Origin of the sequence: Bacillus cereus (assembly GCF_002577405.1) — a bacterium.
GTDB lineage: Bacteria > Bacillota > Bacilli > Bacillales > Bacillaceae_G > Bacillus_A > Bacillus_A cereus_AU.
The window spans coordinates 14,199-27,783 of the sequence record NZ_NULR01000002.1; the positions used below are offsets into that span (position 1 = coordinate 14,199).

The following is a 13,585-nucleotide window of genomic DNA, read 5'->3' on the forward strand; positions in this document are numbered from 1 at the left end:
TCCTACAGTCCTTATCTCTCAAAGTAAAGCATCTATGCCTACCCTTAACTATTTTCATTGAAATATAAGCAAGCAGACGTACTTATTTTAAGTACATCCGTTCGCTTGAAGTCATCCCTCATTTATGCTCTTACATGACCAATAACTGTAACCACTTCAATTTCTATATGTACACTAATAATATCTTCAATAATATCCGTATATCCTTGTCCTAAAGGTGTTCCGTACTGTAATAATATCTCCTTATTTTCATAAACGGACTTCGGCACCGTAAAAATAAATCTCCTCAGATTCCGTTCATCAGCTGGTTCCATAATTAAAACAATCCCATCTTCTTCAAACATATAATCACGCCTTCCAACTATGCATTCACTATGGCTCAGTATTGCCTTAAACAGATAGATTTTAAACCCTATCTCCAGTGAAACAATTCGGATCTTATAAAAAAACACAAACCTTGAACTATCAAGAATTTGTGTTTTTCATTATATGTTTATATTCCTTTATCAAGTTCATAAAGCTTACGATACTTTTCGTTTTCTTTAAGAAGTTGTTCATGACTACCTTGCATCACAATGTGACCACGATCAAGGAATATAACTTCATCTACATGTTCAATTCCTACAAGATGGTGTGTAATCCAAATAACTGTCTTTTCTTCCGTTGCAGAAAACATTGTCTCAATTAAGGACAATTCAGTTTTCGGATCTAAACCGATAGTCGGTTCATCAAGTACAATGATCGGCGCTTCTTGCATAAGCGTTCTAGCGAAAGCAACCCGTTGTCTTTCCCCACCAGAAAATCTCTTTCCCATTTCATGCATTTTTGTTTGTAATCCATCTGGGAGAGAAGTAATATGTGAAGCTAATTGTGCTTTTTCTAAAGCTTTCCATATATCCTCATCATTCGCCTCTGGTTTGCCAATTCGCACATTATTTCCAATTGTCGTATCGAACAAATGCGGTTTTTGATTTAATACAGAAATATATTTGGACAACAGACTCGTATGAGCTTGTTCACCATTCAATAAAACTTGACCATTTACCGGACTTAACGCTCCTGCTAACAATTTTAGCAAAGTAGATTTCCCTGTCCCACTTCTCCCTAAAATAGCAATTTTCTTTCCTGCTTTTATTTGCAGTGATACATCTTTTAATACAGACTCATTACTATTCGGGTAATTATACGATACATTATTCAGTTCAATATCTACATACTTTGGTGCAACGTAAACTTTATCTTCAAATAACTCATCTCTATCTTGCAATACGTTTTCACTTTCTACACTATTAAGCCGATGAAAAGATTCTACATAAGATGGGATTCGATCAATAGCATCTGATACTGGAATAAGCGCATTTGTGACAGATAACGTCATTAAGACGAAAGCTGCGATAACTGTAGGTGCAATCTGTCCACTTGCAGCTTCATTCCCAGTCCATATAATCATTGAAATAACTACAATACCCACTACTAACTGAATGATACTGTCTCTAATATGATACCAGCTTTTCACTCTCTGTTCAGTTTTTAATAACTGAGCATTCTGTTCTACATACGCATCAATAAATTCATTTTTTCTACCACTTGCCTGCCAATCAGACAATCCAAAAACAGCATCCGTTAGTTGTTGATACAAACGGTTTCTTCCTTGCTTCAAAGTAACGTGATGTTGTTTCATTAAAAGTAATGATACAAACGGAATCAGAAAAACAATGATAGCCAACATACACCCTGCAATAAGTGCAAACACTACGTCAAATGCACCGATAACAAGTACGAAGATGCTATATACAACTAGCGCTAATATACTAGGGAATATTGTACGTAAATATAAGTTTTGCAAATGCTCTATATCTTCGGATAGTACGCCTAACATATCACCCGTTTGAAATCGTGAACGAAAAAATAACGCCTGTGGCTCTACTATTCTATATAGTTTCGTTCTCATTTTTTCTAATATGCGTAGTACGACATCATGTCCAACTAAACGCTCTATATAATGAAAAACAGCTTGTCCTATACTAAACGCACGTGTTGCAACAATAGGTACATATACAACCATTACATTTTCTGGTCTGAGAGCAGATTTAGAAATTAAATAACCTGAAATGAAAAGTAACATCGCACCTGAACTAACTCCAAGAAGCCCAAGGAAAATAGTTAAAGTCATTCTACCTTTATTTTGTTTTATATAAGGTTTAACCCAGTTACTCATTTCTCTCCCTCTCTTCCCTATGAAAATGTAATGGCTCATTTTCTAAAAGTTCTTCATATGTTCCACTTTCTTTTATTTCTCCTTTATTTAAAATAAGGATATGATCCATCTGTTTCATCCAATGCAGACGATGTGTTGCAAGAAATACTAACTTACCTTTAAACAGGCGTAACATAGATTGCTTTATTTCAAATTCAGTTTCAATATCAAGATGCGCCGTAGGCTCGTCTAATAAAATGATTGGCTTTTTACTTAAAAGTGCACGCGCCATAGCGACACGTTGTTCTTGTCCGCCACTAAGCATACGTCCACCTTCTCCAATTCTTTCGTGCATCCCATTTGGAAGTGATGCAACAAGCGAACGAAGACCAACATCATGAATAACTTTCTCAATTTCTTCATCAGTTGTATTTGTCTCGTAGAAACAAATATTATCTTTTAATGAAATTGGAAAAATATAAGGTTGCTGCGGAATATAAGCAATATTTTTTTGCCAATCTTCTCGAATGGATTCATCAATTTCTAAACCATTTACGATCATCTTCCCACTAGATGGAGCTAAAAACCCTGCCAAAACATCGATTAACGTTGATTTTCCAGCTCCACTTTCACCAATTATTCCAATAGTACCGTTACCTTCCCAAGTAAAGTCAATTCCTTCTAATATAGCCTTTTCAGATTCATCGTTATTTACTTTTATATGTTGTAACTTTATGCTGCTAGAAGAATCCCATGTAATTTCTACATTTGATTCTTTTATTTCCATTGCTTTTTGTTGTTGCAGAATCCCTTCAATTTGCTCCATGGCAAGTTGTCCATCTAATGTAGCATGATAATTCGCTCCAACTTGCTTAATTGGAAGAAAATATTCCGGTGCTAAAATTAAAATCGTAAGAGCTGGTAACAGTATAATTGTCCCATCTATTAAACGTATCCCTAACCCAACTGCTACAAATGCGATTGATAAACTCGTAAAGAAATCTAATGCAAAAGAAGAAAGAAAAGCAATTCGCAAAGTTCGCATCGTTGCTTTTCTATATCTTTTACTTACTTTTTCAATCTTTCCTTCGTGCTGTTTACTTTTCCCTAAATACTTTAATGTTTCTAATCCTTTTAACGTATCTACAAAATGATTAGAAAGTACACGATATGTCTCATATTGACTATCTGCCATTTTTTGCGCTGCTAATCCTAAAAGAATCATAAATATGATCACGATAGGAATCGTTACAACTAAAATGATTCCAGACTCAATATCTAACGTAAAAACATATAAAACAATTAGACACGGAACGATGCTACTTCTAATCATTTTAGGAATTGTCAATTCAATATATGTTTTAAATTTCTCAATCCCTTCAATCGATAAGGTAACCAGATGACCCGTTCCAGCAGTCTGAACATACCTTGGACCTAATGTAAAATATGCTTCTATTAATTGTTTTCTTAGTAACGACCCTGTTTTTTCAGCGAAACGTTCCACTAATATTTGTGATGTTCGAACTAATATTTGACGCGCTACAAACGAGATACCAAAATAAACAATTTCACTTAACACTGTTTGTACTGCCTCTCCATGAAATAAAAACGTAATAGCGCGTGCTAAAAAGATTGTTTGTACAATAATACTTAAAGCTTCTAAAATACTAATAATCGTTAACGCTACATATAAAATACGGCTACCGGGATAAGATGGAAGTCCTCTTTTTCTTTTCATTAGTACTCCAAATCGTTGTCTGACTTAACAGGTTGTCTAAATACATAATAACTCCATATCTGACTTCCGATAACGAAAGGTAAAATAGCAATCGCAAAGTAAGTCATAAGTTTTAATGCATAAGCCCCTGATGCTGCATTATAAATCGTCAAATCATTCATTGCTCCTAAAGAGCTAATCATAACACGTGGAAACATACCGATAAATACACTCGCACTTAGTAAAATGATTGTTAAGCTCGTCATAAAGAAAGCCCAACCATCTCTTCTTCTTTTGTTTAATAGAGTAGACATTAATAATGCTACAAAAGCTCCAATTGGTACCATAATCCATTCTGTTCCATGTGCAGTGAAAATATCAGTTTTCCATAACCCTATACCAGCAAAAATAAGAAGCGTAATTAATGAAAATGGTGCAATTTTTATTGCAGCAATTCGTGCACGTTCTCTCAATTTACCAGTTGTACGTATTGTAAGGAATTGTAATCCGTGAACAATACATAGTAGAAGGAACATTACTCCTCCAAGTAACGCAAATGGATGAAGTAATTGCAGGAATCCACCTACAACATTTTTACTCTCATCAATAGGTACACCTACCATAAAGTTTGCAATTGCAACTCCCCAAAGGATAGGAGGTAACATACTTCCTATAAACATCCCCCAATCCCATACACTCTTCCATTTATGATTATCTATTTTCGCACGGAACTTAAAGGAAACACCTCTTAAAATTAAGGCAAGTAGCATAAAGACAAACGGAATATAAAAACCACTAAATAAAGTTGCGTACCAGTGCGGAAATGCCGCAAACATAGCGCCACCAGCACAAACAAGCCATACTTCATTCGCGTGCCAGAACGGTCCTATTGTATTTAAGTAAACTCGTTTTTCAAAATCATTCTTTCCTAAAAACCTTGAAACCATTCCTACACCAAAATCGAAACCTTCCAGTACGAAGAATCCAACAAATAAGATTGCAATAACTACAAACCATAACTCATTAAGAGATAACATACTCTTCCTCCTTATCAAATGGATCATGGCTTTGATTATCCTTTTTCGTTTTCTTATTCTTATGTCCCTTAATGATACGAACGAATAAGTAAACACAAATTCCACCCATAATTAAATACATTGATGTGAATGAAATAAGTGAGAATAACACTTCACCGAATGTTACATTTGGTGATACAGCATCTTCTGTTTTCATGACACCAAATACTACCCATGGCTGACGACCCATTTCAGTCATAACCCATCCAACAGTATTACCGATAAACGGTAGTGAAATTGCATACACCATTAATTTTAAATACCACGTTTTTTCAGCTAAACGATCTTTTCTTGATAAGAACCATCCGTAAGCTCCTAAAAGTAACATGAACGTTCCGCTCATTACCATCGCTCTAAAGCTCCAAAACATTGTATGTACTGGCGGAATATAATCCCCAGGTCCATATTTTTCTTCATATTGTTTTTGAATTTGATTCATACCTTCTACTTGACCGCTAAATTTATCGTATGACAATAGACTTAGCATATAAGGGATTTGAATTTCAAACGAATTTTCTTTCTTCTCTGTATCAATTTTTGCAAATACCGTAAATGGCGCTGGATCCTCACTCGTATTCCAAAGCGCTTCAGCTGCCGCCATCTTCATTGGATGTGTCTTAATTAAATTTTGCGCTTGTGCATGACCGAAAAATAATACCAATGCTGTTGAAATTGTTCCAACAACGATAGAAACTCGGAAAGACTTCTTAAACACCTCAGTCTCTTGTTGTTTTGTAATTTTCCATGCACTTACACCCGCAATAAAGAATGCACCCGTTGCAATTGCAGCTGTAAGTGTATGCGGGAATTGTACCCATAGTTGCGGATTTTGAATAATCGCTAAGAAATCATTCATCTGTGCACGTCCATCTGCTGCCATTTCATATCCTACAGGTGACTGCATAAATGCATTTGCAGTTAAAATCCAAAACGCTGATAGCATCGTTCCAATTGAAAGAAGCCAAATACATAAAAGGTGAATTTTCTTTGGTAGTTTATCCTCACCGAATACCCATAAACCTAGGAATGTAGACTCAATGAAAAATGCTAATAATCCTTCAATTGCAAGTGACGGACCAAATACATCACCTACGAAACGTGAATATGTTGACCAGTTCATTCCAAACTGAAATTCTTGTAATATACCTGTTACTACACCTACCGCAAAGTTTACTAGGAATATTTGTGTCCAAAACTTCGCCATCTTCTTGTACACTTCTTGTCCTTTTACCACATACATCGTTTGCATTAACGCAATAATAAAAGCTAAACCAATGGATAGCGGAACAAAAAGGTAATGAAATATCGTTGTTGATGCGAATTGTATTCGTGCCAATTCGAGCGTTTCCATGCTAAACTCACTTCCTTCATAGTTTTTATAATAAAAATTAATTGAGCGATCTTAATAAACTCAACTATTAAGAAATACGAAAAGATAAAATTATCCTGTATGTATTTTCATAAAATATGAAATTTCAGTTTTTCAAACTATTACACTTCTATTATTTACCTTTTCACTATTTCTGTAGTGTTTTGATTCGTTAATCGAATTGTATAATATACTTACATAATAAATTCAGATGATTTTTGACGTATTATTGACATCATTTTGTCTGAAATATGTCTTTTGGTATTTTTTCGAATTATTTTTTTCACATTATTAAAATGTATTTTTCGAATGTGAGACTTACTTTTATATCAATAAAATTATCGTTTTTCTCTTTATACGCTTGACTTTCCTCCGAAAAAATGCCCTTGAAACCCACCAGAAAAAACACTGTATTTTTGTCAAGAAAAAAATTATTTTCAACATTCAATTCTATCATTTTATTATTCAAAAATAGAAACTAACTCCCTTATTCCTAAACTAAAAATTCATTTTTTTGTCACTTTTTCAAACTAAATAAATACACAAAAAAACACCGAGAATCCATTCGATTTTCGGTGTTTTCAAATTATTTCGCTGTATGTTTTCTAACAGCTGGTAAAATTTCAGTAGCAATTAATTCGATATTTTTTTCAATTTTATCAATTGGCACACCGCCGAAATCAATTTGTGCCATAAAACGTTGTTGTCCAAATAATTCATATTGATAAAGCATTTTTTCAATAATTTGCTGCGGGCTACCAATCATTAACGCATCACGGTAATCTAGCGCATTTGTAAATTGTTGCTTCGGATATCCGCCTCCACGTAACGCAATCATTCCAGCATTAATATGAGGATAATATTCACTTAACGCATCCTGTGAATTTTCTGCTGTATAAAATAAACTCGTTGTAGCAATCGGTAAACTTGCTGGATCAAACCCACTTTGCGCAGCTGCCTCACGATAAGCATCTACTGATACTTTAAAATTAATAGCTGGTCCGCCAAGTGTTGTTATCATCATCGGAACACCTGCGCGCCCCGCTTTTATTGCACTAGCTGGTGGACCACCAACCGCACGCCAAATTGGTAAGTTATTATTTTTAGCTCTTGGAATAATCGAAGCGTGTTCAAGTGGTGCTCTAAACTGCCCATTCCATGTCACGCTCTCTTCTTTATTAATTTTTAATAAAAGATCCATCTTTTCTTCAAATAACTCTTCATAATCATTTACATCGTAACCAAGCAAACTATATCCTCCAATACGAGAGCCACGACCAGCTACGATTTCAGCACGTCCATTAGAAATTAAATCAATTGTTGCAAAATCTTCATATACTCGGACTGGATCTGATGTACTTAATATTGTTGCAGAACTCGCTATTTTAATATTTTTCGTTGCTTGTGCAACAGCCCCTAAAATAACTGTGTGAGCTTGCGTTGTAAAATGCGTTTGATGACTTTCACCAACTGCAAATACATCAAGTCCAGCCTCATCCGCTAACTTAGCAGTTTCAATAAGCTCACGGATTCGCTCCCCTGCACTTAATTTTTTTCCATTATGCGGATTTAAAATATGATCCCCAATTGAATATAATCCAAACTCAATTCCTTTACTTGTATCCATACGGTATTTTTCCATAATTGCGCTCTCCTTTATTAATCGGTATTAACTTTCCTCTAATCACTTGATTAGTCAATTGATTCTGTAAAAAAAATTACTCACTCGGTAATTCTTTTTTTTCACTATGCTTATGAACTTTCGTCATCAACTCATAAAGTATTTTCTGCTCTTCTTCATTTAATACATCATCAAAAAATGATGATTGAAATGCAAGTTGTTCTGGCAATGCTCTTTCTAAAGCCCCTTCCCCTTGCTCTGTAAGACTAATGGTTTTCGTCTTCCAATCTTGTTTTCGTATAATATAACCTTCTTTTTCAAGGCGAGTTAACATTCGAGAAATACCACCTTGTGTAACAGTAACCTTCTCAGCTAACTCCATTTGCGTTAACGGCTGATAAGTCCGTATTTGTAAAAGTACATCAAATTGTGCTGTCGTTAAATCAAAACGTTTTAAAAACTCATTTGACATTTGATTACTTTGGTTCGTAAATCGTATTAAACGTAACCATATTAACGATCCTATCGTATTATCACGCATGATTCATCACTTCCTAGCGTTTATCTTACTATCACTTTACTACGCAAGTGATAGTAATGCAAGTGATAATTACATTTTTTTTATACAACTCAACTTACATACGCCTGATGTCTTTTTCAAATAAAAATCCCTCCTTAACGAATCAAAAAGAGGGATTTTCATATTATTTGCAATATATTTTTCACACGTTCTGCTCCACTCCAGTACTTTTTTCCTTCTTACTTCTTTTAAAATTCTTCAACTTCTTAACCGTTCCAACTAATCCTTTCGGAAAAACTAGTAACACGATAATATACAATAAACCTAGCATAATCGTCCATCTTTCAAAAATCGGATACTCTGTCGCTAGTTCTGATAAATAATATTTCAGTGATTCAATTATGCCAGCTCCAACAATGGCTCCTATTAATGTTCCAACTCCTCCAATCATTGTCATCAACAATGCATTTAATGTCATTTCAATTGAAAATACTGTCGTATTTACAAAGCGCAATGTGATAACAAATAACCCACCGCTAATTGCAGCTACTACTCCCGCCACTACACTCGCGATTATTTTATAATGAAGAACTTTGTATCCAAGCGCTTCAACACGTTGTTCATTTTGTGAGATTGCTTTCAATACTTTTCCAATAGATGATTTTGTGAAAAGACGTAACACAATGAAAATGATAATTAGACATATGAACGTTACATAATAAAATGTAAAACGATCACGGAATACATCTGGCACACCAAATGTAAAACCATCTCCCCCGTGGGTAAGCCCACGCCATTTTTCAGCAAGTACGAAAAATAACTGTGAAATAGCAAGTGTTAACATTGCATAAAAGTGACTTTTCAACCGTAAAGAAAGCAAACCGATTATATAACTAACAATTGCCGAAACGATAATTGCAGCTACAATTCCTATTAAAAAGTTCGTTATTGATACTCCTTGCCGATCAAATAAAAGCGCTACCCCATATGCTCCTATCCCAAAGAACATACAGTGACCGAACGATACAATTCCTGTATACCCAAGCAATACATCAAAACTCATTGCAAAAATAGCAAAGATGAAGATTTGAGTGAATAAAATTAACAGGCTCCGTGAATCATTTACGAATGGAAATACACTTAAACAAATGAGCATAATTACTCCGAAGTATACTTTAATTCGGTTCGATGTGCCGTTCACCATTTCACCCCTTTTCACCAACAAGTCCAGTTGGCTTCACTATTAAGAAAAATAGTAACATTAACATATTAATTGCGAGTGATAAATCTGGCATAAAATAAGCTGTAAACGCACCGGCTAATCCAACAATTAAAGAAGCGATAGCTGAACCTTGTACGCTTCCTAATCCGCCAATTATTACTACAATAAAAGCTAAAATTGCATATTGCATACCCATTTCCGCGAAAATAACGCCTGAATATGGGGCAAGTAGGAATCCCCCTAACGCCGCCATTCCTGCTCCTAATAAAAAAACGAAAGAAAATATCGCTTTTACATTAATACCGAGCGCTTGAACCATCTCTTTATCCATTACACCAGCGCGGATCATAAGACCTATCTTTGTTTTTTTGAGTAATAATAGTAATGCAATGTAAATGATTATCCCGATTACAATAACGAACAGACGATATTTAATTAATATAACGCCTCCGAATGTAAAGCTTCCTTGTAGCCATAAAGGTAATTTTGCGCTAATTGGATTGGGTCCCCAAAATATTTTGATACATTCACTTAGAACGAGCATTCCTCCGAGCGTAACGAGTAGTTGCCGAACATGATTTCCATACACAGGTCTGATAAGAAATCTTTCTAAAATAAAACCAAGCAACATTCCCATAGCTACTGCTCCAACTAACGCTAAGAAATAACTACCCGTCATATTAAATAACCAAACACCTGTAAAAGCTCCCCATGCAAATAAACCGCCATGTGCAAAGTTCAATACACTCATTAATCCGAAAATAAGTGACAGACCAGATGCTAATAAAAATATAAGCATCCCTGTTGAAACACCATTCACAAATAAGTTAATTAACACATCCACGTTCTATCCCCCCGTATCAATGTTAAGAAATACCTAAATATTTTTGACATGTTTCCTTATCCTCGCGTAATTCATTCATAAAACCGTTATGCACAATTCTCCCATTATCCATAATGTAAAAATAATCCCCAATTTGACTGGCCATCATAAAGTTTTGTTCGACAAGTAAAACTGTTGTTTTCTCTTTCATCTTCAAAATAGCTACCATTAGTTTCTCTACCATAATTGGAGCCAGTCCTTTACTCGGCTCATCAATTAGTAATAACCCATCACTATTAATAAACGCTCTTGAAATAGCCAACATTTGCTTTTGGCCTCCGCTCAAAAGACCACTTTTTTTATTCCAAAACTCCTTTAAATCTGGGAATAGTTCGAGCATCCACTCTATTTTCTCTTCCGCTTCTTCTCCCTTTCCCCTAGCAAGAGCGAATGTTTCTTCTACGGTCAAATCATGAAAAATCCCTTGATTTTCTGGTACGTAACCTATCCCTTTCCTAGAAATCAAATGTGTAGATAATCCATTTACTTGTGTACTATCATAGTAAATTTCACCATCTGCAATCCGGTGAAACCCCATAACCGATCGCAATGTCGTAGTCTTCCCAGCCCCATTTCTTCCAAACAATACAGTAATTGTCCCTTTCTCAACAGTAAGAGATACCCCTTGTAAAATATGAAACTGATCTAAATACGTCTCTATTTTATTTACTTGTAATAGTGCCACTATATAATCCCCCTAAATAAGCACTTTGTACACGCTCATCTTTCATAATTTCTTCCGGCAATCCTTCAGCCAATAATTCTCCATGAAATAAAACGATAAGATGATCTGACAAATCGATTACCATATCCATTTTGTGTTCAATAAGTACAATTGTGCTCTCTGGATGTTTCTTAATATTTTCAATCACTTGTAAAATAGCAGGTACCTCCTCAACTGATATACCTGCCGTCGGCTCGTCGAGTAATAACACATCCGTTTTCAAGGCCAATAACATCGCAAGCTCTAGTTTTCTTTTTTCACCATGCGCTAAATCCTTCGCTAATACATTCTCTTTTTCGTGAAGTAATACTGTTTTTAAGAAACGCCTTGCCTCTCCAACTTGTTGCTTACGTTTTGCTGAACTTGGAAAGAAACTATAGTAATCTTGAACAAATGATTGAACACTTAAACGAACATTTTCAAGCACCGTTAACTCTGGGAATATATTTGTAAGCTGGAAAGAACGACCAATTCCTAAGCGTGTTCGATCTGAAATCGATAGGTTTGTAATATCTTGACCTTTAAAATACACTGCACCTTTTGATGGAGAAATCTGGCCACTTAGTAAATTAAATAATGTTGTCTTCCCTGCACCATTCGGCCCAATAATTGAAATGAGCTTTCCTTTTTGTACTTTTAAATTTACGTCTTTAATAACATGATGTTCACCGAAAGATACGCTAAGATTTTTCGTTTCTAGCAAATGCGTCACGAAATCCCTCCCTTTAAAGCTTTGAATATGAAAGAAATACGTATAAAGAGGGTATCCCCTCTTTATACAAAAAACAACTGAAAATTCAGTCTATTTATTTTGAACTGGTGGTTCTGTCTCTTTCATTGTTAATTCTCTCTCTAAAACAGGCACTGGATAATCCACACCATCTTGCTTTTTCAATGTGATAGAATAAAGTGTCTGCATCGCTTGGTGGTCCTTCTCTCTAAATTTCATCTTTCCTTTCGGTGTATCAAATTCCATTCCTTCCATTTTCTTAATAAGCGTATCTACATCTGTATCACCTTTTGTTTTCTTTAAAGCTTCCACAATAGAAATTGCCGCTGACATTCCTCCTGCTGTAAATAAATCCGGCACTGCGCCATTAAAACGTTTTTTATGTTCTTCAACTAGCCAATCGTTCACCTTATTTTTAGGAAGTTTGTGATAATATACAGAAAAACCTTGCATTCCGACTAATGCATCCATCGTTTTTAATGCTGGTATATCTGGCGCACCAGTAGAAATTTTAATACCTTGCGCTTCCACATTCATATCTTTCAACTGTTTCCATGGTGAATTGGCACCTGCCCAAACGACAAATAAATAATCTGGTTTTGAGCTAATGATATTTTGAATATTCGCTGTGAAATCAGTTGAATTCGTATCTGCGTATTGCTCATTTACAATATTCGCACCTAATTTCTTCGCTCCCGCTTTAAATGCTGCAATTCCTTCACGACCGAAAGCATTATCCGGGGCAAACGTCGCAATCTTTACATCTTTTTTAGCAATTGAGGCAGCACCAGCAATCGCATCTTGTGAAGAGCTTCTTCCTGTTCTAAAAATATATTTATTCCAGTTCTTTCCAGTGATACTATCAGCAACTGCCGGTTCAACAACCATAATTTTTTCATATTCTTCAGCTAATGGTAATACTGCCAATGTATCACTTGAACTAGACGAGCCGACTAAAAAATCGACCTTCTCTTCTTCTAATAACTTCGTAGCTTTTTTAACTGCTACATCGGCTTTCGTTTCCGTATCTTCTACAACAAACTTAATCTTCTTCCCTTCCACTTTTCCCGTCCCACCAGTTGCATAATCTAATCCTAATTCAAACCCGTTCACTGTTTGTTTTCCATACGATTCTAGTGGACCTGTTAATGAAGCAAGAACCCCTACCTTAATCGTTTTTTCATCCTCAGTACTTGTCTTCTTACCTGAACAAGCTGCTGTTACCAATAGCGACCCTAAAACACAACCAGTAACCACCGTTTTTAGCCATTTACGTTTTTTTATCGACATTGTGATCCTCCCCATACTTTACTTTCTGATAGAATCAAACACGCCAAATTCCCCTGTCCGTAATCATGACTTTTAAACTTTACAATTGGTAATGGAAAACTCTTGTAGTAATCTCTACATTCGGCACAAATCTATAATCACCTTCCTATTAAATGGAAACGGACATACAATCCATATATATTCCGTTGTTCACATGAAATTACTGTTTCATTACAGGAATCATCACGAAAAAAGCT

Annotated in this window: 12 protein-coding genes; all 12 read right to left on the reverse strand. The window is 35.3% G+C overall.

The genetic code is table 11. The features are described from left to right. Nucleotides 1-122: 122 nt before the first annotated feature. The 12 genes from COC96_RS03210 to COC96_RS03270 all read right to left on the reverse strand — a co-directional run bounded on the left by COC96_RS03210 (nucleotide 123) and on the right by COC96_RS03270 (nucleotide 13,349). Nucleotides 123-344, reverse strand: a complete 222-nt coding sequence (locus COC96_RS03210; protein ID WP_097904369.1) for a hypothetical protein — start codon at nucleotides 342-344, stop codon at nucleotides 123-125. 149 nt (nucleotides 345-493) lie between these two features. Then, nucleotides 494-2,218: a thiol reductant ABC exporter subunit CydC gene (gene cydC, locus COC96_RS03215; protein ID WP_098768292.1), complete on the reverse strand. Its 1,725-nt coding sequence runs from the start codon at nucleotides 2,216-2,218 to the stop codon at nucleotides 494-496. Beyond that, the gene (gene cydD, locus COC96_RS03220; protein WP_098267725.1) at nucleotides 2,211-3,935 is read right to left on the reverse strand and encodes a thiol reductant ABC exporter subunit CydD; all 1,725 of its coding nucleotides are present in this window, start codon (nucleotides 3,933-3,935) and stop codon (nucleotides 2,211-2,213) included. Before cydD ends, cydC begins: the two co-directional genes overlap by 8 nt. After that, the gene (gene cydB / locus COC96_RS03225) at nucleotides 3,935-4,951 is read right to left on the reverse strand and encodes a cytochrome d ubiquinol oxidase subunit II (protein WP_098267726.1); all 1,017 of its coding nucleotides are present in this window, start codon (nucleotides 4,949-4,951) and stop codon (nucleotides 3,935-3,937) included. The genes cydD and cydB overlap by 1 nt, the downstream gene beginning before the upstream one ends. Next, nucleotides 4,938-6,341, reverse strand: a complete 1,404-nt coding sequence (gene cydA, locus COC96_RS03230) for a cytochrome ubiquinol oxidase subunit I (RefSeq protein ID WP_098768293.1) — start codon at nucleotides 6,339-6,341, stop codon at nucleotides 4,938-4,940. The genes cydB and cydA overlap by 14 nt, the downstream gene beginning before the upstream one ends. Nucleotides 6,342-6,945: 604 nt before the next feature. After that, entirely contained in the window at nucleotides 6,946-8,001 is a 1,056-nt protein-coding gene (locus COC96_RS03240) for an LLM class flavin-dependent oxidoreductase (protein ID WP_098267729.1), read from the reverse strand. Between the two features lie 76 nt (nucleotides 8,002-8,077). Continuing rightward, a complete protein-coding gene (locus COC96_RS03245) occupies nucleotides 8,078-8,521 on the reverse strand; it encodes a MarR family winged helix-turn-helix transcriptional regulator (RefSeq protein ID WP_088230586.1) in 444 nt (147 codons plus the stop codon). A 181-nt stretch (nucleotides 8,522-8,702) separates the two neighbouring features. After that, nucleotides 8,703-9,656 carry a branched-chain amino acid ABC transporter permease gene (locus COC96_RS03250; protein ID WP_142339952.1) on the reverse strand — a complete coding sequence of 318 codons (954 nt, stop codon included), beginning with the start codon at nucleotides 9,654-9,656 and terminating at the stop codon, nucleotides 8,703-8,705. Nucleotides 9,657-9,705: 49 nt separating this feature from the next. Next, nucleotides 9,706-10,566, reverse strand: a complete 861-nt coding sequence (locus COC96_RS03255; protein ID WP_098768295.1) for a branched-chain amino acid ABC transporter permease — start codon at nucleotides 10,564-10,566, stop codon at nucleotides 9,706-9,708. A gap of 22 nt (nucleotides 10,567-10,588) precedes the next feature. Continuing rightward, nucleotides 10,589-11,290, reverse strand: coding sequence for an ABC transporter ATP-binding protein (locus tag COC96_RS03260; protein ID WP_098267735.1), 702 nt, complete (start codon nucleotides 11,288-11,290; stop codon nucleotides 10,589-10,591). After that, nucleotides 11,268-12,041 (reverse strand): ABC transporter ATP-binding protein, encoded by a 774-nt coding sequence (locus COC96_RS03265; protein ID WP_088230594.1) that lies wholly within the window; start codon nucleotides 12,039-12,041, stop codon nucleotides 11,268-11,270. The genes COC96_RS03260 and COC96_RS03265 overlap by 23 nt, the downstream gene beginning before the upstream one ends. A gap of 90 nt (nucleotides 12,042-12,131) precedes the next feature. Next, nucleotides 12,132-13,349, reverse strand: a complete 1,218-nt coding sequence (locus tag COC96_RS03270; RefSeq protein ID WP_098252243.1) for a substrate-binding domain-containing protein — start codon at nucleotides 13,347-13,349, stop codon at nucleotides 12,132-12,134. Nucleotides 13,350-13,585 lie beyond the last annotated feature (236 nt).

Coding starts and splice junctions, on each gene's coding strand:
- COC96_RS03210 (WP_097904369.1), bottom strand. CDS start 344: ATGTTTGAAGAAGATGGGATTGTTTTAATTATGGAACCAGCTGATGAA.
- COC96_RS03245 (WP_088230586.1), bottom strand. CDS start 8,521: ATGCGTGATAATACGATAGGATCGTTAATATGGTTACGTTTAATACGA.
- COC96_RS03270 (WP_098252243.1), bottom strand. CDS start 13,349: ATGTCGATAAAAAAACGTAAATGGCTAAAAACGGTGGTTACTGGTTGT.
- cydA (WP_098768293.1), bottom strand. CDS start 6,341: ATGGAAACGCTCGAATTGGCACGAATACAATTCGCATCAACAACGATA.
- COC96_RS03250 (WP_142339952.1), bottom strand. CDS start 9,656: ATGCTCATTTGTTTAAGTGTATTTCCATTCGTAAATGATTCACGGAGC.
- cydB (WP_098267726.1), bottom strand. CDS start 4,951: ATGTTATCTCTTAATGAGTTATGGTTTGTAGTTATTGCAATCTTATTT.
- cydD (WP_098267725.1), bottom strand. CDS start 3,935: ATGAAAAGAAAAAGAGGACTTCCATCTTATCCCGGTAGCCGTATTTTA.
- cydC (WP_098768292.1), bottom strand. CDS start 2,218: ATGAGTAACTGGGTTAAACCTTATATAAAACAAAATAAAGGTAGAATG.
- COC96_RS03240 (WP_098267729.1), bottom strand. CDS start 8,001: ATGGAAAAATACCGTATGGATACAAGTAAAGGAATTGAGTTTGGATTA.